15 protein-coding genes are annotated in these 23,851 nt (G+C 39.0%); 4 read left to right on the forward strand and 11 right to left on the reverse strand.

All coding sequences use genetic code 11. From position 1 onward, the window contains the following. Window positions 1-64 precede the first annotated feature (64 nt). Window positions 65-487 (forward strand): hypothetical protein, encoded by a 423-nt coding sequence (locus tag A3EM_RS0121360; protein ID WP_157638014.1) that lies wholly within the window; start codon window positions 65-67, stop codon window positions 485-487. Between the two features lie 107 nt (window positions 488-594). On the opposite strand, the gene A3EM_RS0121365 is transcribed toward A3EM_RS0121360, so the two are convergent. The 3 genes from A3EM_RS0121365 to A3EM_RS0121375 form a co-directional block, all read right to left on the reverse strand. Further along, window positions 595-2,715, reverse strand: coding sequence for a glycosyl hydrolase 115 family protein (locus tag A3EM_RS0121365; RefSeq protein ID WP_020530290.1), 2,121 nt, complete (start codon window positions 2,713-2,715; stop codon window positions 595-597). A gap of 149 nt (window positions 2,716-2,864) precedes the next feature. Next, window positions 2,865-4,550, reverse strand: a complete 1,686-nt coding sequence (locus tag A3EM_RS0121370) for a RagB/SusD family nutrient uptake outer membrane protein (RefSeq protein WP_020530291.1) — start codon at window positions 4,548-4,550, stop codon at window positions 2,865-2,867. Window positions 4,551-4,569: 19 nt separating this feature from the next. Further along, a complete protein-coding gene (locus tag A3EM_RS0121375) occupies window positions 4,570-7,596 on the reverse strand; it encodes a SusC/RagA family TonB-linked outer membrane protein (protein WP_020530292.1) in 3,027 nt (1,008 codons plus the stop codon). A 388-nt stretch (window positions 7,597-7,984) separates the two neighbouring features. On the opposite strand from A3EM_RS0121375, the gene A3EM_RS0121385 reads away from it, so the two are divergent. Beyond that, window positions 7,985-8,872 (forward strand): AraC family transcriptional regulator, encoded by an 888-nt coding sequence (locus tag A3EM_RS0121385; protein ID WP_020530294.1) that lies wholly within the window; start codon window positions 7,985-7,987, stop codon window positions 8,870-8,872. 132 nt (window positions 8,873-9,004) lie between these two features. Here the strand turns inward: A3EM_RS0121385 and A3EM_RS0121395 are convergent, their stop codons facing one another. The 6 genes from A3EM_RS0121395 to A3EM_RS0121420 form a co-directional block, all read right to left on the reverse strand. After that, entirely contained in the window at window positions 9,005-10,000 is a 996-nt protein-coding gene (locus tag A3EM_RS0121395; RefSeq protein WP_020530296.1) for a mannonate dehydratase, read from the reverse strand. Between the two features lie 276 nt (window positions 10,001-10,276). Further along, window positions 10,277-11,020: an RraA family protein gene (locus tag A3EM_RS0121400; protein ID WP_020530297.1), complete on the reverse strand. Its 744-nt coding sequence runs from the start codon at window positions 11,018-11,020 to the stop codon at window positions 10,277-10,279. Window positions 11,021-11,154: 134 nt separating this feature from the next. Further along, window positions 11,155-12,609 (reverse strand): GH39 family glycosyl hydrolase, encoded by a 1,455-nt coding sequence (locus tag A3EM_RS43240; protein WP_020530298.1) that lies wholly within the window; start codon window positions 12,607-12,609, stop codon window positions 11,155-11,157. Between the two features lie 68 nt (window positions 12,610-12,677). Further along, complete coding sequence (locus A3EM_RS0121410) at window positions 12,678-13,553, reverse strand: SDR family oxidoreductase (protein ID WP_020530299.1); 876 nt, start codon at window positions 13,551-13,553, stop codon at window positions 12,678-12,680. A gap of 119 nt (window positions 13,554-13,672) precedes the next feature. Continuing rightward, entirely contained in the window at window positions 13,673-15,094 is a 1,422-nt protein-coding gene (gene uxaC / locus A3EM_RS0121415) for a glucuronate isomerase (RefSeq protein WP_020530300.1), read from the reverse strand. Between the two features lie 45 nt (window positions 15,095-15,139). Next, entirely contained in the window at window positions 15,140-16,828 is a 1,689-nt protein-coding gene (locus tag A3EM_RS0121420; RefSeq protein WP_026210488.1) for a sodium:solute symporter family transporter, read from the reverse strand. A 436-nt stretch (window positions 16,829-17,264) separates the two neighbouring features. Between A3EM_RS0121420 and A3EM_RS0121430 the strand changes: the two genes are divergently transcribed. Next, window positions 17,265-20,084, forward strand: coding sequence for a PSD1 and planctomycete cytochrome C domain-containing protein (locus tag A3EM_RS0121430; RefSeq protein WP_020530303.1), 2,820 nt, complete (start codon window positions 17,265-17,267; stop codon window positions 20,082-20,084). 389 nt (window positions 20,085-20,473) lie between these two features. After that, window positions 20,474-21,919, forward strand: coding sequence for a DUF1501 domain-containing protein (locus tag A3EM_RS0121440; protein ID WP_020530305.1), 1,446 nt, complete (start codon window positions 20,474-20,476; stop codon window positions 21,917-21,919). Between the two features lie 121 nt (window positions 21,920-22,040). Here the strand turns inward: A3EM_RS0121440 and A3EM_RS0121445 are convergent, their stop codons facing one another. Beyond that, complete coding sequence (locus tag A3EM_RS0121445) at window positions 22,041-22,850, reverse strand: FkbM family methyltransferase (RefSeq protein WP_157638015.1); 810 nt, start codon at window positions 22,848-22,850, stop codon at window positions 22,041-22,043. A 320-nt stretch (window positions 22,851-23,170) separates the two neighbouring features. After that, on the reverse strand, window positions 23,171-23,851 hold a 681-nt coding region (locus A3EM_RS0121450; RefSeq protein WP_020530307.1), incomplete at its 5' end, for a sulfatase/phosphatase domain-containing protein.

Raw genomic sequence — 23,851 nt, forward strand, 5'->3', positions numbered from 1 at the left:
CCTTGCATTTCTTTTTCTGAGTCTTTCTGTGTTTCTATTTTCCAGTAAACATTTCGATACACCAATGGGAATTCTTGCAACATGCTTTATTGGTATAAGTCTTTTAATATGCTGGATGATTGATAAAGGTTACATGAATGTTGAAATTTCTTCAGATAAAATTAAATTAAAAGGTTATTTTTCCATTCAGAAAATTGAATACACGCATTCCGAAATTGAAGGTTATCAATTAAATGAAGTTGTAGACCAATTCCATTCTCTCCATCAACAAATAAGGCTAAAAACCAATGCTGGAAAAATAATTGTGTTTCCAAAAGTTGCTTATGAAAACTACCCGTTTTTGATAGAATCCATTACAAATAAATATAAATTCATGAATCTTGAACCCCTCAGATTTGCAAATTTTTACAAGAAAACCCTTCCACTAATTGCTGCACTTTCAGGACTTTTATATTTACTTAAGATTTTGTTTAACCTAATTGAATAGAATTAAATAAGCACAAAACACTGTAAAGGGTTAAACAAGGAAAGCCCCGTATTTCATACGGGGTAAGCATACATAGAAAGCTGAAAAAATTAATCACATTTAAAACCTCACAACTTCAACTGAACCTGCTCCAACACTTCCTCAGTCCTGGTTTTAAGGGCTTTGACATTAATTTTCTTTTCTCCTCGGTAATAATCCTCCCATTTCTCTTCCGTTCCTATTTCAATTGCTTCTTCATACAACTTATATTTCTCTAAAGCCGCTTTTAAATGTTTTTCTGTAGACGACAAATCCTGATTTTCCAAAGCCTCAAGTGCTAAAGTCGTTTCCACCACCCAGCCGGTGAGACATTGCATAAATTTGATATGAGCCAAAAGGTTTGTCCTCATATACTGTTCTTCCTGCCCTGCTAATTTGATCAAAGCTTGTTCGGTCAGTACTAAAGCTTCTTTTAAAACCTGATCCTGCTGCCTGGATTTCACCAGCCATTCTTCAGTAGACATTCCCCCTCCCGGATGGGCTTTTGCCAAAGATTTCAGGAAAGCATCGTTTCTATTTTTAAATTCTGATTTTTTTTCAACACCATTCTCACTGACCACTTTCAAAATTGCACTCAGATTTTTGGAGGCTCTGCCCTTTGACAAACCATCCAAAAGTAAGGGTGTGCCATGTGTATCATCCTCCACATAACTGCTGAAATAGGTTTTATAAGCCTGAAAAGCCATTTCCCCATTTTCTTTCCCAAAATTTTCAGCACACCAGTTTTTCAACCATTCATTTCCATCAAATTCATCAATTTCCTCCAACATGTCACGGGAAGCGGCTATGCCGAGGGTAAATTCCCGCACATTACCCACATTCATAATTGCGTAATAACTGGATTGTTTTTCTTTAGCCAGTTTAAAAATTTCTGCGGTTTTAGAAGGTGGAACACCTTGCGCTAAATGTGGCCCCGGCCCGATTAAACCATGGTGATAATAAATCCCATAATTAATGTGTGGCTCTCTTTTCGTTTTATAGAAATCCTCCGGCATTACCCACCCAGGGCTGTTATCTGCAAAAATAATGGTAGTATTTTTAGGAAATTTCAATAAACCCTGTTCATTAAAAACAGCTCCTTCTCCCCACAATGTTGTTGTGACTTCCTGTTTTTTTCCCGGCATTAATTCTTCCAAAATATCCATTTGGGTCTGCATGGCATCAGAGATAATTCCAGCTCGCTCTGCATCCGTTTGAGGAACTCCGGGATCGGCCAGCCACATTGGGCGGTCGGCAATTCCCCTTAAACCAATCTGCCAGATCACATCCGGATATTTGGACCATCTTTTGGCACTTTCTTTCCATACTTCTATCACTTTTTCCTTCTCAGAATAATAAGAAAAAAGTGGCTTCTCACCCGTTTTTCGCTTCCAGTAATTGAAATAGCCAAATGCTGATACACCCAATGGCTCAATATGATGCTGGGATAAATACAAACCTCTTGCAGATGCCAGCTCTAATAATTTTTCTTCAGCCGGATTGAAAATTTCTACAAAACTGGCCGGAATGATTAAGTTAAATCTCGCCCTGACAGCCGCTTCAAAAACACGGCTGGCAATATCAGGATGCACTACCTGATGATAAAATCGGTAATCCAGATCACGCTTTCCCCCACCATCTTTCCATTCAGTCAATAAGTCTTCATCGTTAATGAACCAACCTCTGAATTTAAAATCCGGTTCTTCACTTAGGTAGTCAATATTTTCGAAAGTAAGCTGGTCTTGTGGTTTGGGTTCAATTTCTTTCCACCAGTAAAAAGGATCAACACCTAAATGTTTTTCCAGGAAATAATAAACGCCAAACATGGTACCTCTGGCAGAACTTCCTGCAATAGTCAACTGACTGCCATTGGTTTGCAGGGAATAACATTCCCACTTGCCTTCCAAAGATTTTAGCCTGTTTTCGGGAATGGAAGCCCTCATTGGTGCATTGGAAACCGTCCCTATGCTGATGCAATTCCCCGAACATTCTTCCTGCGTTTTTACAATTTCAGGCTTCTGTCCGGTAATTTTTGCTATATCTACCACCAGGTCATTTACTGCCAGATTTAAGAAATCAGGTTCTCCATCGGCAATCCAGATTTTAAGCACACTTTCCCCACCGATTGTAAAAACCGGATTTTGTTGGCAACTGGCAAAGCCAAACATTGCCACAAATAACCATAAGTATTTAGTAATTTTAATTATCATAAATCAAAAAATTATTAAAGGCAAAAATAAAAACTACCTGAATCCTAATTGGAAACAATTGACTGAGTTAAAGATTCTTGAACAGACAATCATACAAGACACAAGGAAAATCCTTGTGTCTTGTATGATTAAATTTGCGTATTTATTTTCTAATTATATCCCGGATTTTGCTCCAAAACAGCATCTTTATTGGCTTCTATTTCAGAAAAAGGAATTGGCCACAATGCGTGGAAATCCTTAATTTCATCTCCATTCAGTTTGTTATATTTCCTTACTCTTTCCACCAATTTGCCGGTTCGGCTTAGGGTAATTCTACGGTGTTCTTCATACACTAATTCTCGGGCTCTTTCATCCAAAATATAGTCCAGGGTTACATTTGCGGCACTCACCGGATTAGCATTGGATCTTGCCCTCACCATATTAACATCTGCTGCCGCATTGGCTGCATCTCCTTTTGCCAGATAAGCTTCAGCTCTTAACAAATAAGTTTCAGCAAGTCTTAATAAATATTGATCGGAATAGGTAGAGCCAGCCGATGATTTTAAAATCTGATTTTCCTTGTCTTCATATACAGGATCGGGGTGGTTGCCCGGAGTCGTAATTTTTGTAGGATAAGGATACCATCTCCAGTTCTGATTTTCCCATGTAGGGCTTGGATATTTTACGGAACTCGAATCATACCAGGCAGATTCCGGATTATTGTAAATAAAATCCCTCACGATATTGTGTGGCGCATTTCTGATGTCATTGTCCCAATCACTCACCCAAAGGTCATTGAGGAAATAGTCGGTATTGGACATAAAAGAAACCCCTCTTCCACCTGAATTGTAATTAGATTGCGGTTTTTGCAGGCTACCTTCTTCCCCATCCGGATCTTTATAAGTCAACCAGGCAACAGGGCCGGCCCATCTTTCCAGGTTGTTCCCATTTCCACCAGAGGATTCCAGTAATCCACCGGGTACATCTGTTTCCATCTGAATTACCCACAATGCTTCCATATTTCCAATACTTCTATTCTGGTTATTAGCCCTAAATAAATCCCAGTAAACATCTCCCGGAGTTTCATTCGCTCTGGTTCCAAATCTTTCCGTCATTAAGGCTGTATTAGGATCATCAATCACTTTAGTTGCTGCCGCAATAGCTGCATCCACATTTCCCAATGCCAATTGGGTTTCAGCCAAAAGATGATAGGCCACCAGATTGGAAACCTTACCATCGGCAACTTCACTAATGGAAGGTAAATTATTAGCTGCTACTGTAACATCAGCAATGATCTGGTTGAGGACCTCTTCCTTTGAAGCCCTTGTAAAATCTGCTTTGGGGGCAGTAACTTCATCCAGAATAATAGGTACACCTCCAAAAATATAGACTAAATACCGGTAAGAAAAAGCCCTGAAAAGTTTCGCTTCTGCATCAATCACCGCTTTTTCTTCATCACTTAAATCCGCCATTTCTATATTGGAAATAATGGTATTGGCATTGGCAATTATTTTATACCATCTCGTCCAGTGATAATTTACCATTCCGTTGGTTGGAATTAACCACACATCGTAGTCTCCGAATCGATTTGCATCACCTCTCGCATGCTTGGCAATATCAGTGGCTAAAAAATGTGCGAATGGATCCTGATTGTTTCCTTCATAATGCAAGGACCTGATTTTTGAATAAAGATCTGTCAATGCACTTTGGTAGTCACTAAATGTAACATAAGCATTTCCCGGACTGAAAAAATCGAGTGGTTCTTCTTTTAAAAACTCCTGCTCATCACAGGAAATGGAAAACAGGAAGAGCAAACTAAAGAAAACGTACTTTAATTTTATATATATCTTTTTCATATTTATCTCATTTATTAGATTAGAAAGAAAGGTCAATGCCCATGCTGATGGATTTTAAAACAGGAAAAGCTCCGGAATTTCCAATGCCCTGACCCGTTTCAGGATCCCATCCATCCCACTTGGTGGAAGTGAACAGGTTTTTGCCACTCACAAAAACTTTGGCATTTTGAAAACCCACTTTTTGAGCGATTTCATTGTCTAGTTGGTAGGCCAGGGAAATGTCCTGAAGCCTTACAAAACTTCTCTGGAAGTAACGGGCTGGTCTGATTTGAGCCGGTACCCAGGGATTTGAATATTTTGCACCCGGATTGGAAGGTGACCAGTAATCGTAGAAGGTGAACCAGTTGGTATTTTGAGCGGTACCAGTTGTTCCGGCTATGCCATTGGTATGATTAGCGGCTAAATAGCTATTCTTTCCTCCCTGAACTGAATTGATGAAGAATTTTAAAGTAAATCCTTTGTATTGTAATGTATTCTGTATGCCAAATCGGTAAGCAGGTTCGGTTCTGCCCAGAATTTTTCTGTCGTTTGTCGCATCAATTTCCCCATCTCCATTTTGGTCAACAAGGCGGTAAGATCCGGGAAAATAACCTTCCGGGATATCATCTCCAATGGTCCAAACACCGTCCACTTCATAACTGTATATGGTTCCAATGGATTCTCCGATAAATAAACCACTGGCTACCAAATCATCTTCCATGCCATCACCATCCTTATCTTCTCCCAAAAGACTTACAATTTCGTTCTTATTAGACCAGAACATGAAATTTAGCCCCCAGGTAAAATCACTGGTTTGAACTGGTTTTGTCAATAAAGAAAATTCCCATCCCCTGTTTTTTACTTCTCCAAGATTAGTCCTGATTTCACTAAAACCAGTAATTTGGGGAAGTACCTGATTCCACAGCAAATCGTTTGTGGTAGAATTATAATATTCAATATTACCGCTAATTCTATCATTGAAAAGATCGAAATCTAATCCGAAGTTAAACCCTACGGTAGTTTCCCATGTCAAATCATTGTTGGCCAGGGATGCCACCGACTGTCCGGGAGCTGTAGGGCTTCCATCACCAAATACATACCTGGAGCTGCCTCCCGCACTTACGCTGGCTAAAGAACTATATCGGGATGTCTGATTGCCATTTTCTCCGTAACTGGCTCTCACTTTCAGGAAGTCAATTTTTTCACTGTTGAAAAAGCCTTCTTCTGAAAGTACCCAGCCAAGGCCTACCGATGGGAATAATCCAAATTTATTATTTTTTGAAAACCCGCTGAATCCATCTCTTCTAAGTGTTGCCGTAAGCAGATATCTGTTTTTATAATCATAGCTTATTCTCCCCATTTGGTATAATAAAGCTTCTTCCCATGCACCCGATCCAATTCTCTGAATAATGGCCTGTTCCAGGCTATTGTAAGACAAACTCAGGTTGGGAATATTCTCTCCGGTGGCCTGAGTCCTGTCATAATTGATTTTATTAAATCCATAAACAAAAGTAGCCGTTAAACTATGGTCATTAAAGTCCCTGGTGTAGTTGAAAATATTATCCAGTAAAACATCTTTAGTGGTTTCATGTGTTTTGCTGGCTGCTCCGGTTAATCCTGCATCATAAACATTGCTGTAAGCATGAGATCCCCAACGAATATTGTTACTGAAATTTACCCTGTATGAAAATCCTTCAACTCCTGGAATTTTCAAAATACCAAAGAAATTTCCCATAATATTGTTCACTAATTCTCTGTCATCCGCCTGTGCATCCAGAAATGGGTTTACGATATTATCTCCTAAATGATTGACTATGAAATCACCATTTTCATCATATGGAGTAACCAATGGCGAGGTTCTTCCCAGGGTAGAAAGATTTGGGTTCTGACCAGAAAAATCGGTAAAGGCACCAAAAGTATTAGCCCCAATGGTCAACCAGTCTGTCACATCAGTTTGTACATTAATACGAAGTGAAGTTCTCTGGTAATTATCATTCATCATAATTCCTTTTTGATCGGTATATCCACCTGATATATAATACTGAGTGGCATCTGTTCCACCGGAAATACTGACCACGTGATCTGTAAAATGTCCCGGGCCTGTCAAAGCACCCCACCAGTCATAATCTGTTCCCTTATCTATGCCATCGAGCAAGGCTGGTAGTAACTCTGATTGCGAATAATCCCAATCTGGATTGGGTTGAGTATAATCAGGGGCGAGAAAGGCATTTTCATATTCAATGTTTTTCACTTTTTGTAAAACCTGATCTCTGTTCAATAAGGTCGCATCGTTGGTTGGACTTTGAAAGGCATAAGAACCAGAATAGTTTATCGTGGGTTTTCTGGCAACTTTTCCACCGTTGGTGGTAATTAAAATTACCCCATTAGAAGCCTGGGCACCGTAAATTGCCTTACTACTGGGATCTTTCAGAATATCTACTGATTTAATATCAGCCGGATTGATATCGCCTATCCTTCCTCTATAAATAATACCGTCCAACACAATCAAGGAACTTTGATTCCCATTAATAGTGGAATTTCCCCTAATGTTAATATTTGGCTCCTGCCCCGCCTGGTTTACCTGACCAATAGCCACCCCAGGCACCGATCCCTGAAGCGACTGCAATATATTGCCATTTGGAGCTTCCTTAAATGCCTGTAAATCGGCTGAAGCCACTGAACCTGTGAGGTCAGTCTTTTTTTGTGTGCCGTAACCAACCACTACAATCTCATCCAACTGCTCTGCATCGGGAACCAGATCCACATTGATTTGCGATTGATTTTCAACTACTATTTCCTGAGAAACATACCCGATATAGCTGAAAATTAAAGTACTTGCAGGAGGAACCGAAATGAGGTAGTTTCCATCTAAATCTGTAGTGGTACCATTACTTGTACCTTTTATCAGGATACTTACCCCCGGAAGGGGAGTTCCGTTTTCATCATTTACAACCCCGCTAATCCTGGCATCCTGAGCCTGAATCAGGATTCCCTGAAACATTAATATAAATCCAATAAAAAAGGATTTACTGTTCAAATTTCTTTGAAGTAAAAAATACATTTTCATATACCAGACTGTTTTGTTAAGTTAATTTCTTGATAATAAAAATCTGTTTCCAAATGAGGATTTCATTTGCACCATAGTTTTCCATACAAGCAAAATCCTTCTCAACTAAAATTGGAGGGTATAATTTGCTTATGGAAAAACCGAATGAAATTACGCGCAATCAATTGATAATCAGGTGAATTTTCCAGAATTTAGGCGTTACTTTAGATTCATATTTTGGCCAAACATCTAAAACAACATCCTGACTCTTTTGAATTATCCACCTTTACCAATTTATTAGCAAGTTCGGTAAAAATTTGGGATGAGTCTTACAGCACTTTTGCAATTTATAATACTAATTTTGCAATTACCTTATATTAGTCTTATTTTAAGGCAAAAATGATATGTTATGCAACCCTTATTCCTGAAAAAAAATACCCGTTCTTTTGAACAGTCTTTCCAGATCAGACATGCTATAGTTCCCCATACCTATGACATCTGGCATTATCACTCAGAACTGGAATTATTGCATATTTTGAAAAGCTCAGGTACACGGTTTATTGGAGATAGCATAGAACATTTTTCAGATGGAGATTTGGTTTTGGTGGGTAGTAATTTACCCCATGTATGGAAAAATGAGAAGGTTTATTATGAGGATGAAACCTTAAATGCAGAGGTCATTCTCACCCACTTTCAGGAAGATTTTGTAGGTAGGGAATTTTTTAATATTCCCGAAATGCATAAAATAAAAGAGCTTTTTACATTGGCTCGACAAGGGATTCAGGTTTATGGAGAAACAAGAGGACAGGTGTCTGAAAAACTTAAAGCATTGGTAAATAAAGAGGATGGCGCCAGAGTACTGGGATTAATTGATGTGTTGCATACCATTGCCATTAGCAAGGAATTCCGACTACTTTCCAGTGTGGGTTTTGGCAAATCATTTCATTCGAAAAAAAATGACCGGATTAATAAAGTATATGATTTTATCCTGAACAACTTTACCGATGAAATTACCTTAAAAGATGCCGCAGCAGTGGCTAATATGAACACCACCGCATTCTGCAGGTTTTTTAAAACTTCCACCCAAAAAACATTTACCAAATTTCTAAATGATATTAGAATCGGATACGCCTGCAAGTTGTTAATTTACGAAAACCGAACCATTGCGGCCACCGCCTACGAGACTGGTTTTAATAATTTATCTTATTTCAACCGGGTTTTCAAAACATCCCTTGGCATCACTCCACAAGAGTACCAACGGAAGCATGGGAAAATTGAGGAAGCGAAGTCGGTTTAGTTTTTTGCTTTAAATCTTAAAAAACCTTCCCCTAACCTCGGAGTGCCGAACCACTTCCAGAAGGGGAAAGTTGTTTTCCCCTCTGGAGGGGATACAGAGGAGGTTTTTGAAATTATTAATAATGATTTCTGCTTATTCCACCGGGATACCATGTGCATGGCAAATGCCTTTTAAGTATCCAATGGCAAATACTTTTCCCAATACTTCATACCCTGCCGATAAACCTCCTGCAAAATTTTGCTGGGTTTCCCCATACATGGCCGGGGCATGATCCGGCCGAAGAAGACCTTCAAATCCTAATTGATGATAATGCTGTAACATTTCTTCCATAGCAGTCGGACCATTATCGTGGAAAGTTTCTCTAAATTTGAATTTATCACCTTCAATATCCCTTAGATGCAGGAAAAATATTCTATTGGCTTTCAACCACTTTTCGGAAATGACTTTAATATCTTCTCCCATGGTTTTAAAAGTAGCCTGACAAAAAGTAATGCCATTGCTGGGACTTGGATATCTTGCTAAAATTTGATCAAAGGCTGCTGCATTGGTTAAAATTCTGCCTACTCCTTTCACTTCATCCAGTGGAGGATCATCAGGATGTAGTGCCATTTGGATTCCGTTTTTTTCTGCCATTGGTAATACTGCATCCAGGAAATACCAAAGATTATCCCAAAGTTTTTCTATACTAATTCGCTGGTTTTCAGGCACTAATTCATCTTTTATTTGTTCATAATTAAATTCGCTGGTCATTGCTCCTCCTCTTTCCTCCACATCAATTTTTGTTCTAAACCAGCCAATGGAAGCCATGAAATTGTAACACAATAATGGGATTTCCAGCCTGCCCATATTTTCCAGCATCTGACAATATTTTTCAATGGTTTCATCCCGATTGGGTAATCCAAGTTTAATCGGAGCCATATCAAACTGATCACCTTCCAAACCATGCAAATTAAAACCGGCATTTTTAAAATCCTGTTTAATCGCTTTCAGAGACTCAAAATCCCAGGGCGCTTCCCTTCCGGAAAGAGAAGGCATGGCTTTGGTAATCACCTGCTTTACTCCCACCTGGCCGGCCAAAGTCCATTTTCTTTCGTCATATTTCGGTGGAAGTAACATTGAAAACTTCATGGTTTTTGAATTTTAAGTATTAGAATATGCTGTTTTAAATTTTCTTGCCTGGGATAGAATAGTTACAAACTTTCCTTTGTTAAAAGGCTCAAATAAACGTTTCGCTTGATAATTAAACCAGCTTTAACCATTTCCCAGCAAGTGAATTTATTCACCCGCTAGGAAATTGGATTGGGCAGGGTTTTAAAATTTTCAACAACATCTCAAAACTGGTTTCAGTTTGTAACTAAAACCTTTAAATAATTGCAAGTTTTAAACTTGCTACATTCAATATGCTTAAAAATACCCCCCTTTATTCGTGATTTCAGTAGCAGATTGTCCTTCTTTTACCCAACCGAAAATTTTCTTCTCATTTTCCTTAATTTCTTCTGCTCTTACCAATACCTCATAAGCCACATCTCTGGGCACTACCAACACCCCATCCACATCTCCGAGAATTACGTCTCCCGGTTTGATGATCACATTTCCAACTTCCAGAGGAGTTTGGTAATGGGTAATTAAACATCTGCCCAGACTTCCATTCGATGATCTGTATTTATAAAATACCGGGAAATCTGCTTCCAAAATCTGGTGGGTATCCCGAATGCCTCCATCCAGACAGGCCGCCTTTACCTTTTTCCTTTTTGCCGTGGCAGTCATTACTCCGCCCCATGAAGTTGATTTTTCGTCATTGCTGCTGTCCCAAATGACGAATGCATTTTCGTGCATTTCGTCCAGCATTTGGGTACGATATTCCATTTCCCCTCTTACCAACATATTTGGGGAACTTTTTATGGTGAATGCAATTCCAGCTACCGTTCTGTACTCCCGCAATGGTATGATATGGCTAGGCAATGCCTGATTCATAAAGCAAAATTCCCGCAACACATCATTGATGGCACCGGTATAGAGTTGCTCAAAACGTTGTAACAATTCAGCTTCCGGAATTGGAAATTCTTTTTGTGAAATACTTTCCCTCATTTCGATGAGCTTATCAAGCTTCATCATACCTACTTCTTTTTTATATTGATCAGTACTCATTTTTATATATTTTTTGTTTTAATAAACAATCACTAAAATTTATTTCCCATCTTCCGTTGCCCTGAAAGGGCGCAGGGTCGCAAAATTGCAGACCCTGCTAAGACGTACATCTTAAATTACAATGGGAATTGTTGCTATTTTCCTTCTTCATTTTTTTCCTCCATCAGAATCAGACTTTTATCTGCCACCAGCATAGGGGAATCATAGATGGGAATGTTTTTTAGCGTGTAGCTGGTCCCATTTTTATCTATATTTTTTGATGGTATTTCAAAAATTTCTCCTGTCCTTAAGTCTACCAAAACCAAATCCTGAAATTTGCCCTGGGGGAAATTGAAAGTCATTTTTGTTTTTTTGTTGGAATTGGTTGGCGTCTGACTGTCTATCCAAATCACCACAGCCTGTTTGTTGAAATATTTCTGCCTATAGGCGAAAACAGATAGGGAGGAATCTGAATCAACTGTGTAGGGATAATCCACAATTCTTTCCAAACTATGGTCGAAAATGGAAGTCACATTCTGATAAGAATAAAAGGATTCTTTAAATCCAACAAAATTTTTATCTAAATCTGACTTTAAAAGCCCCTTGGTATTTCGTTGCGGTTTTTCCATTTTTTCTTCATGAATATGGGTATAAACAATATCGATGATCAGGAAATAACTGGATAAAATATCTCTGCCCAAATCTCCCATCATTTTTCTCACCACCCATTTGGATTGAGATAATTCAGTCCATTCGTAATTTCTTAAAGCATAAATAGACTGGTTTTCAGAAGGACAACCAAGCTCACCCTGTCTTAATCGAATATGATCAGCATATTTTTTTATAATCTGATACATTTTTTCATAGTTAGGATAAGGATCTTTGGGATTGTAGGTATAGCCATGTAAAGACACTTCATCAACTAAATGCAATTTATTTTTTTCTTTCAAAACTTTGAAAAATGCATCTGTATAATCCTGCCCTCTTTTCCCAACACTAGCCAGTGAAAGTGCCATTAAATTCGCATCAGGATTAATGTCTCTGATAATTTCTGCAGTTCTGATGTAAAACTCAGCATAGGCCTCTGCCGAAACATTTCCCTGATTATCCGGTTCATTCCAGATTTCCCACAGATTCACACGTCCGTGATAACGGGTGGCCATGGTCCTTACCCAGTTGTCCCAGGCATTTAATGCTTCTTCCGATGTGGGAAGTCCGGCACTCAGGTGAATTCCCCCACCACCCTCATAAATAAGATTGCCATAAGAAGTTTGTAACCAAGGTTCTACCCCTTGTTCCATTACGCCATCCACTACTTCATCCAGCCAGGCAAAATCATATTTTCCTTTTTCCTTTTCGCATCTTCCCCATCCGGCCTGCAAACGCACTTTTTTGGTTCCGGTAAGTCCTATATAATCCTTCCAGCTATCATATTCCACTAAATCCCTGTCCATGGTTTCGGCTCCAATCGCCCAGTTACTGGAGGCTATTTCACTGGATGTTCTTGCTTTTACTTTCCCTAAAAATGGGAAACTAACTCCTTCATTCTTTTGGGCTAAAAGGAAATTTGTAGTAAGTAACAGGGGTAAAAGTAATTTGATGATTTTCATTTTCAATTTAGGTTATTTTTAGAGAAAGAATACTTCAATTATTTTGCGCTACTTTTAGCATAAAAAGGTCAAACTCCGGCATCTGAAAGAAAGCCTCCATCCACCGGGACGGTAATTCCCGTGACGAATCCAGAAGCTTTATCATCTATCAGCCAATTCACACAGCCCAATAATTCCTCTGCTTCTCCAAAGCGCTTCATGGGTGTATGGTCTATAATTTTTTGTCCTCTTGGGGAATACCCACCATCGGGTGTCATCAATCTTTTTTTACTTCTGTCATTCAGAAAAAAACCGGGAGCAACGGCATTTACCCTGATGTTTGCCGGAGCCAGATAGGCTGCCAGCCATTGTGTAAAGTTGGCAATTCCCGCTTTCACCATGGCATAGGCCGGTACTCTGGAAAGTGGCCTGTAACTTGTCATGGAGGCAAAATTGATGATACTTCCCTTTTTATTTTTAGCCATTTCTTTTCCAAAAACCTGACTTGGGATGACAGTGCCTAAAGAATTATCCTCAATTACACTTCGGAATTTATCCATTTTAAGGTTAAAAAAGCCTCTGAAGTCGGAATTATCATTTTCCAATTCATTTTCCTGAAATTCATTTACAGTAGTTACAGCTTCAATCTGGTTTCCCCCAGCTGCGTTGATCAGAATATCACAGGAACCAAATACTTCCATAATAGTATTTCTGGCTGTTTCCATTTCTTCCAAATTGCTGGCACTGGCTGCAATGGAAATCGCCTCGCCACCAATTTCTTTAATCTGTTTTTCCACCACCTGCAGCTTTTCCACAGTCCTTCCTATCAACACCACATTCATGCCTTTTCTACCAAAATCCAATGCGATAGCTGAACCAAGGGTCCCTCCCGCTCCGGTTACTATGGCTGTTTTTTTATTACTTCCCATTTTATATTCTGTTTGTTTTTTATCTGTTCTCTTCATTTTATGGCTTAGGTTTAAAGCTTAAGCCAGCTAAGTAGTTGGTAATGAATTTTTTGCTCACTCTTATTAAATAAAAATCCATCAGATGTATTCTAATTTCTTCCTTCTACTTCTACCTATTACTTCTCTATTTGTGATAATTCAGTTTTTAATCTTTTGTGGATATTTTCATAAGCTATTCCTTTCACCAATGCTGCAAGCCATTCGAAATTATCTGGCAAATGTCCCTTTGCTACCCAGTCACCAATCATATTGCAAAGTACCCTTCGGAAATATTCGTGTCGGGAAAAAGATAGTACACTTCGGGAATCACTGGTCATCCCGATAAAATGGCTCAACATGCCAAAACTCGCCAGTTTTTTTAACTGCTCCAGAATCCCCTCAAAATGATCATTATACCACCAGGCGGGGCCAAATTGAATTTTCCCGGCCAGACCATCTTCCGCAAAAGAACCTGTTAGGGTCGCAAAAGCGGCATTATCATTAGGATTCAGATTATAAATAATCGTTTGGGGTAAGGCTTCATTTTTGTCAAGAGAATCAATAAATCGAAACAAACTATCCATATCTGTGGGATTACCAATTCCGGCAAACCCTCCAAAAGGCCCTGCAAGGTTCCTCAATCGGGAACTGGTTGTCCGGTAAGCCCCAATATGCAACTGCATGATCCACCCTCTTTTAGCATATTCCTGTCCCAAAAAGTTTAGCATGTAAGACTGCAACCCAATTAATTCCAGTGGAGATAAATTTTCCTCATTAATTACCTGTTGGAACAATGCATTGGCAATTTTTACAGAAGTTGGTTTGAACACAAATCCCGAATCCAAAGCATGATCAGATAATCTACAACCCGCACCTGAAAAAATATCCAATCTGTTTAAAATGGCTGTTTGATAGTCGACCAAATTTTTTATTTCAATTCCTGAAACAACTTCCAGTTTTTGCATCCAATCCTTAAAACCCGTCTGCTGAAAAGCCAACATAGAATCACTTCGCAAGGAAGGCCAAACGGATAATCCGGATTGTGTGGCAGTAGCCTGTTGATGTGCGGTTAAATCATCCAATAAATCATCGGAAGTACATAGTGTTTCAACTTTCCATTTTTTTAAAACTTCTGTCATTCCCAAATTCTCCTCTGCCAACTTCGCATTGCAGATGGACCATATTTCCTCCGCATTTTCAGGAGATAATAATTTATCAATTCCAAAGACTCCTTTCAATTCCATTGCCGACCAGTGAAAAAGCGGATTACCCATAGTTTTGGGTAAGGTAGTGGCCCACCTCATAAACTTTTCTTTATCTCCCAGATTTCCGGTAATGTCATTTTCAGGAATGCCATTTATCCGCATAGCCCGATGCTTATACTGATCACTGGTTACCCACATTTGCGCAATGTTCTCAAACCTTTTATTTTCTGCTAAAAAGTCGGGATTTAAATGATTGTGATAATCAATTACAGGCAATTGGTCTGCCACTTCATGAAATAACCTTTCAGCTATTTTATGCTGTAACAGGAAATTGGAATGTATAAATGTTTTCAATTTAATAGTTTTTCTGGTTTAAAATTTTTTGTTTCCTCCTTGTGGTTATACCTCTACTTCTTCTCGTTTTGGAATTTCAGGTTTTACAATCCTGGTTCCGGTCCAATAAATTATAATGCCCATGATCAGGCAAATCACTCCGGCTATTACTGCGATATTCCCACTAAACTGACCCAGGGAAATGCTGCCCATTCCCATAAATAGTATCCCACTCAACCCTAAAGCCAGAGCAAATAATTTACTCAATGCCGCTTTAAACCCCGGATCAATATTGGGGATTTGGGATTTAAGCAATGGGGTTTCAATTTTGGTGAAAAAGGATGTGACGCTTTCCTGATAATTTGGGTTATCAATTTTCACAAAACCTGAGAGCAGAAATACCATCGCACAAATCAGAATTTCAATTAAAGTGGCCACTTCCCAACTGATCGCAGGAACTGCATTTAATATCAGACCTGAAAGACATCCAAAAATTACTGTCAATACTGCTCCAATTGGTTTGGGCTTTTTGAATAATAATCCAAAAATTAAGGGAATCGCAATAGGTATGGCAAAGAGCCCGGTCAGTATTTTATTCGCTTCAAAAGCACCTCCCAGCTGGCCTACAAAAAAGGCTCCCACCATTATGATCATACCCACCAGGATAATATTTAGTCGAGCAACTGTGACATAATGATGTTCTGACTTATTCTGGCTAATCAGCCTCCTATAAATGTCATTGGTCAGAACTCCTGACATTACATTGTATTCAGAATTTAAGGAAGACATGGTGGCTGAAAACATGGCTGCCAGCATCAAACCCATTAAGCCGGCTGGCAATAATTTTACGGAAACCGCCACATAGGACTGTTCCGGATCAGCCAGATTTGGGAAAATTTCATTAGCGGCAATTGCCGGAATAAGGAAAAACAAGGGAAAAATCAGGAATAATAAGGCTGAAAACCAACCCAGTTTTTGTGCTGATTTTTCGTCCTTCACACTATAAAATCTTTGAATAATTACCCAGTTGCCATTGTATTTCAAAACGATCATTACATAATAGGCCATTAGCCACAATGGCTGACCTTTGGGTCCATTGAACCAATCGAAGTGAGCAGGATATTTTTCCATTAAGTTGCCCAAGCCACCTGCAGCATCCAGAGAAAGTGGTACTAGAATAATGGTGGCAAAGGAGAGAATCACGAATTGCAAAGTATCCAGCACTACCACTGACCATACTCCTCCAACTACAGTGAAAAGAGTAATTATCAGTCCGGAAATCAAAATGGCTTCGGTAAATCCTAATGGTGTGGCAGTCATGATGAAAATCCCTATTGCATATAACCTGACCATATTGTCCAGAAAGCGCATTCCCAGGCCAATCCAACTGAAAAGCTGTCTGACTGCACTATTAAACCGTTTTTCCAGATATTCCACAGGTGTGATAATACCTGAACGTCTCCATCTTATAGCAAGAAACATTGCTCCAAAAATAGAGGGGATAATGGTACTCCACATTACAGTGACCCCCACCAGCCCGCTTTCATAGGCTATACCTGCATAAGCCACAAACACAAACGTGCTGAAGAGACCCATGAAATTACTGATTCCCCCAATCACCCAGGGAATGGTATTTCCTCCCTTGAAATAGCCTTTAATATCTTTAATGAACCATCCAAAAAATGCGCCCACACCTGCCATGATGAGCATATAAAGCCCCAGGGAAACGTAGTCTAATGTTTGTAAAGTCCCCATGGTCTAGATTTTATTTATGATTTTCATTTTCATAATTCAAAGGTAAAAAAGTAAACCAGTCAATTCCTCCATAAAGTTTGCAAATAGTAATACAAATTTTGCATTTACTTCTATTTTTAAGTTTGGAATAGCAATTATGATATGTATTTGAGGGAAATTATGTTTATAAAATCCTGACTTTGGGAAAGTATTCATTCATCAAAATAATACGCATTCCTGCCAAAAATCTATTTCAGCTTTCAATCAGGTTTGAACACAAACCCAATTATTTTTTATCCCTAACAAATAATACCTGAAAAAAAAGATTTGCTTCTTTATGACTGATTTAGGAATTAATACTGTGTATTTCTTTTTAAAATAATTATATTGGGATAATCTACTTTTTAAACTAACCAGATGAAATATTTGCTGGTTATCCCTACTCCATAAATTGAAAATGAAAAACAAACTACTTTTTGGCAGCCTACTGTTGGTTGCGTTTATTTTTGTGCTCTACCTGTTTTTCCCCTCCGGAATTAGCCGGACAAGTGAAGAAATTCCCGATTCCCTTCAAACCGAACTACTTTTTGCCAATGAAGTATATCCCCTGTTAAAAGCAAAATGTTTTGCATGCCATGGTGATGATCCATCAGAAATAGAAGGAGGGTTTGATATCAGGACTTTAGAAAGTCTGATGAAAGGTGGAGAATCGGGGTTGGCAGCCCTGGTGCCCGGCCATCCTGATAAAAGTGCCATTTACGAAGCCATCACCTGGGAAAATCCGGATTTGGAGATGCCGCCTAAGGAAAATGACCGGCTGACGGATACAGAAGTTAATCTGGTAAAAAAATGGATTTTGGGTGGTGCCCTGTGGCCAGATGAAGCTCAAAGAATGGCATTGATGGAAAACCACGAATGGAAACATTCCGGGGGAATAAAAGTAGCCACCAGTGGAGCATTATCTGCCGAATGGGCCAACAGAAGGTATAAGGAGGAAGATTTGTGGGCCTTTAAACCTTTAAAAAAAGTAGAGGTGCCTGTAGCATTTCTTCGGGAAAAAGAGGTAAATCCGATTGATGCTTTTATTATTAGAAAACTGGATAGTCTGAACATTGAAAAAACGCAAAAAGCAGATCAACTCACTTTAATTCGCAGGGCCGCTTTTGACCTTACCGGACTTCCCCCTACTCCGGCAGAAATTGATTTATTTTTAAATGACAAAAGCCAAAAAGCCTATGAAAATCTGATCGAACGGCTTTTGGATAGTCCAAGGTATGGGGAAAGATGGGGCAGGCACTGGCTGGATGTAGTGAGATATGCTGATTCGGATGGTTATTCCAATGATTTTGAAAGACCAAATGCCTGGCGGTACCGGGATTATGTGATCCGGTCATTTAATGAAGATAAACCCTACCATCAGTTTATAAAAGAACAAATAGCAGGTGATGAATTGAATCCCGATGATCCGGAGATGCTGGTAGCGGTGAGTTATCTGAGAATGGGCCCCTGGGAACATACTGGAATGAGTGTGGCGGCTGAAACCCGCCAACTATTTCTGGATGATATTACCAACAGCGTTGGAGAAACTTTTTTCTCTATTCCCATGCAATGTGCCCGTTGCCATGACCATAAATTTGACCCAATTCCCACCAAGGATTATTATCGTTTACAAGCCAATTTTGCTACGGTTCAGTTTGCTTCTATGGATGCATCTTATTTATCGTTTGAAAATATCAAGAAATTTGAAGAAGGGAAAAGACGATACAAGAAATTGCTAAATGAAGCGGAACAAGAGATAGATGCTTTAAATGAAAAAGAAGAGCAACTGGCCAGGGAATGGATGGAAAGCAGAGGATTAAAATATATTGGCAAATGGGAAAGGGCTAAATTACCCGAAGGAAAAAGACCCCCAAGATTCTATGGATTGAGTTTTCAGGAATTGGGTTATAAAAAAGTGTTACAAAAAAGAATTCAACGGTATAAATGGGAACTTACGCGATATGAGGCTTATGCACATTCGGTGTATAACGGGCCGGAGACAAAGCCATACCACAGTGGCAGATTGGTAAAAAAACCAGAGAATTTATCGAAGGAAAATCCTAAGCCCACTTTTATTCTTACAGGTGGGTCGGTTTATTCTCCTGATGAAAAAGTAAGTCCGGGTACTATTAGTGCTATTCAGTCTTTTCTGGATAAAGCTGAAGCCATATTTACAGACAGTATCCCCGAGGCTATGGATGGCAGAAGGATAGCATTGGCCAATTGGATTGCACATCCTAAAAATCCACTTTCTACCCGGTCTATTGTGAACAGGGTCTGGCAAAATCATTTTGGAAGAGGGATCGCTGAAAATGCCAATAATTTTGGGGTAATGGGTAAAAAACCTACTCACCCAGAATTACTGGACTGGCTGACTAATGAATTTATCCAGAATGGCTGGTCCATTAAAAAATTGCATAAGATAATTATGTCTTCAGAAGCTTATCAAAGGGCGAGCAACCATGAAGCTATGGATGATGTGAAGGAAGTTGATCCTAATAACAATTATCTTGCTTATTTCACTCCGAGGAGGATGACAGCTGAAGAAATGCGGGATGCCATTTTAATGGTTTCCGGGGAATTAAACCTGGAAATGGGCGGATTACCTGTAAATCCCGAAATTAACGAAGAAGTGGCTATGCAGCCCAGGCATATTATGGGTACGATTGCCCCAGCTTACCAGCCATCCCCAACACCAGAACAACGGAACAGAAGATCGGTTTACACTTATCATTACCGAGGTTTGCCCAACCCCATGTTGGAAGTTTTTAATGCCCCAAATTCCGATCTTTCCTGTGAAAGAAGAACTGAATCTACCGTAACGCCACAGGTCTTTACGCTATTTAATAGTCAAAATAGTTTCGACCGGTCTTTGGCCATGGCGGTAAGATTGGAAGCCGAAAATCCATCGCTGGAAGCACAAATTAAAAAGGGAATTCAACTTGCCTGGAACAGGGAAGCAAAATTAGCAGAGATAGAAAAGGGGAAAGCTTATATTGAAAAAATGGTGGCTTATCATCAGAAACATCCACCAGAATCCAGAACTTATCCTACAAAAGTGAAGCGTCATATGTTTGAGGAAATGACTGGAGAGGCTTTCGAATTTGAGGAAAAACTGGAAGTGTACGAAAATTATGTTCCCGATGTAAAACCCTGGGATGTTACCCCGGAAACAAGAGCACTTGGTGATTTCTGCCATGTGTTGCTCAATTCCAATGAGTTTGTATATATCTATTGACCGATTCTCATTTCACACCTGGTTTAAGTATCAAGCGAAGCGATTACTTGAGCCTTTTAATTAAGAAATGCTTGCAACTTACCTGCTTGCTTTCTGGCGATACAAGCGCCTTTTTCAGGTATCCTCGTTACAAACGAGGACGATAAATGGAGTTTTATTCTAAAAAAATCATAAAAAGTGTTATTTAATTTTTTTCATAAAATGGGTTTTTTACTTTACTATACGACTAGGTGCTATGTTCATTTGTTCTTGATAAAAAACGTACCAAAAAATCAAGAAAATCTTAAGCTTCAGCCCCCAAGGCTCTCGCTCCTCCCCGCCAGATTTTCGGTCCACCCCACTTTAAAACTAATATAATTAAATACCTTTTTTCAATAAAAATATAAATCATGTTTACCCACGAACATCAACAATGGCTGAATGCTAAAGCCGCTCAAAACCTGAACAGACGGGATTTTTTATATGGACTTGGCGCAAGTTTAGGCTCTGTGGCTCTAAGTAGTATGTTACCCGGTGGCGCAAAAAAATTGCTTTCTCCCGGGGAAAATCCTTTAAATCCACCCAATTTTATTCCCAAAGCCAAAGCCTGTATTTTCCTCATGATGGAAGGGGGCCCAAGCCATATTGATACTTTCGATCCCAAACCCAAACTTCATGAACTTCATATGAAGAAGTTTCAACGATCTGGGGAAAATCTTTCGGCTATGGCTTCTGGTAACCGGTATTTTGTACAAAGTCCCTTCCAAACCAGAAAGGTGGGGCAATCCGGTGCGGATATGGCAGAGCCTTTTCAACATCTTGCAGATGTTGCCGATGATTTGTGTTTTTACAGAGGTTGCCAGGCAGAATCCGTGAATCATCCTACAGCTATGTACCATATGAACACTGGAAATAAATTTGGCGGAGATCCCGCCATTGGCAGTTGGGTAACTTATGGTCTGGGAAGCATGAATGATAACCTTCCTTCCTTCATTGTTTTGCCGGAAATTGCCTATCCTCAGGGTGGAACATCCAATTGGTCAAACGGCTTTTTGCCTGCCAGTTTTCAGGGAACACCCCTAAGATCGGTTGGTTCTCCACTATTGGATATTAAACCGCCAAAAGGAGTCAGCCGCTATCATCAGGAAGAAAGTCTTTCGCTATTAAAAGAATTCAATAGTGCTCACCAAGCATATCATCCACATCATGATGAACTTTCTGCCCGAATGGCCAACTATGAATTGGCTTTCCGAATGCAAACCGAAGTTCCGGGAATTATCGATATTGAAAGTGAAGATGAGAAAACCAAGGCACTCTACGGATTGAATGAAACAGAAACTCACGAGTTTGGAAAAAAATGCCTTTTAGCCAGGAGGCTGGTGGAAAAAGGTGTGCGTTTTGTGCAGGTTTATTCCGGGGGCTGGGATTCCCACGATTACCTCAGGCGGGCACATGGTTCGTTGATCAAAAGTGTGGACAAACCCATTGCCGGCTTAATCAAAGACCTGAAAAGAAGAGGTATGCTGGATGAAACACTTGTAATCTGGTCGGGTGAATTTGGCAGGAGTCCTGATAATGGTGTGAGAGGTGGTGGCGTGGCTTATGGTCGTGATCACAATGCCAATGCCATGAATATGTGGTTTGCTGGAGGAGGGGTAAAAGCCGGGCATACCATTGGTGCCACCGATGAAATTGGAGAGAAAGCCGTAGATGTAGTTCACCCTATAAAAGATGTGCATGTGACTATTCTGAAAATGCTGGGTCTGGACGATAATAAATTAACCTATTTTCATGGAGGCAGGTACAAACAACTCTCCCAAACCGGGGGGAATGTCATTCCTGAACTTTTGGGGTAGGATTGGTTTTTATAAACAGACTATTTTAATTAGAAAAAAAGTAGGTGAAGTTTTAAACCTCACCCAGCAATGGTTGAATATTTTTGAGTAGATTTATTTTTCATAAAATCAAAATCTACTATCACTTTAAAGGCTCTAAAAATAAGGTAGCATGAGGGGCTTCTTTTCTTAGAAAATCCACATCAATCTCTTTTGCTTCCGAACTACCACGAAGGCACATTGTCCCCCGATACTTATCAATTTGAATTAAATCAAATATCTCCTCATAATTGGTATCAAATTTTTGCAAATCCATCCCATGAATTTCTATGATTAATTTCGGTTGCTTAGACAACAGTTCTTTACAACCTTTTAAAACCTTAGCTTCGAACCCTTCAACATCAATCTTAAGAACATCAAAATAATCAAATTGAGGAATTAAATCATCACATTTCATTGTGTCTACTTTAGTTGTATCGTAACCAATGTTTGAATTAACAACTCTCCCATTATGAGTAATCGCAATTTCAACTTGCTCAGATGTGTCAGAACCTCCAATGTTTAAAATATGACAATTTGTGAAACCATTTAATCCTATTTGTGAGCAAGCTATCTGGCAATTGAAACTAACAATATCCATTCCAACGAAAAGTGTATCCTTTCCGGTAATCCCCTTAAGTAAGCTCATAGTAAAGCCATTATTACATCCAACTTCAAGGACTTTCTCATCTTTTTTTATGAGTTTAAAATATTCTTGGGTCTCATGCCAATTGGCATGACCTTCAGGATTATACCAAGATTTATAGACCTCATCAGTTACCCAATATTTAAAATTAATTTCATCTAATTTAAATTCTTCTACATATGGATATAATTCTCCATTAGGCTTTGCCACACTTTTTCTAATTTCAAAACCAAAACTCCTAAACAAACTTCTAATAAGATCTTTCATATAAGTTAAAAATATTGACATTTAATGATTCCATGACACAAAATACTATCTTAAAAATCTATTATGCAAAAAAGTATCATTAAATATTCTTGATTTTTTCTTACTTAAAATGAATTATAATTCTTAAAACAACATTTTTTTTATGGTTTCAATAGGCTTAACTTTAATTTTCTATTTTTATTTATTAGCAAATATACTCCTATGATTTCCCATTAGAATGGATTGAAAATCTTGAAAGTAATATGGAACTTAAACAAAAAAACCTCCACAACAATTTAATTTATTGTGAAGGGCTTTTCCATTCCGTATTTCTATATTCTTTATAAATCGTACTGGTCAATATATTTCTGATCCAGTTCTTCTGAGTCTTTATATTTTACCCTCAGGTCTGCAAGCCTGGCTTTCAAATCTTTTACTACATCCTGATAAGCCGGATCGTCATAAACATTATTCATCTCCTGCGGATCTTTTAACCTGTCGTACAATTCCCACTCGTCTACATCAAAATAAAAATGGGCCAATTTAAATTCTTTGGTTACGATGGCATAATGCCTTTTTACCATGTGTACACTTGGGTATTCATANTAGTGGTAATAAACCGACTCTCTGGTCCANTTCTCTGTTTCTCCTTTTAACAAGGGCACCAGGCTTTCTCCCTGCATATCTGAGGGAGCAGTAATTCCGGCAATTTCCAAAAATGTCTGGGCAAAATCAAGGTTTTGTACCATTTCATCATTGGTAGTGCCTGGCTTAATTTCATTTGGCCATCTCACTAATAATGGGGTTTTGAAGGACTCATCGTAAATGAATCTTTTATCGAACCAACCGTGCTCTCCTAAGTAAAATCCCTGATCTGAAGTATAAACTACAATAGTATTTTCAGCCAGTCCACTTTCATCCAGATAGTCCAATACCCTGCCTATATTGTCATCTACTGATTCTATACAGCCCAGGTAATCCTGCATATACCGCTGGTATTTCCAGATCATTTTTTCCTTTTC

The organism is Flexithrix dorotheae DSM 6795, assembly GCF_000379765.1.
Classification (GTDB): Bacteria; Bacteroidota; Bacteroidia; order Cytophagales; family Flammeovirgaceae; genus Flexithrix; species Flexithrix dorotheae.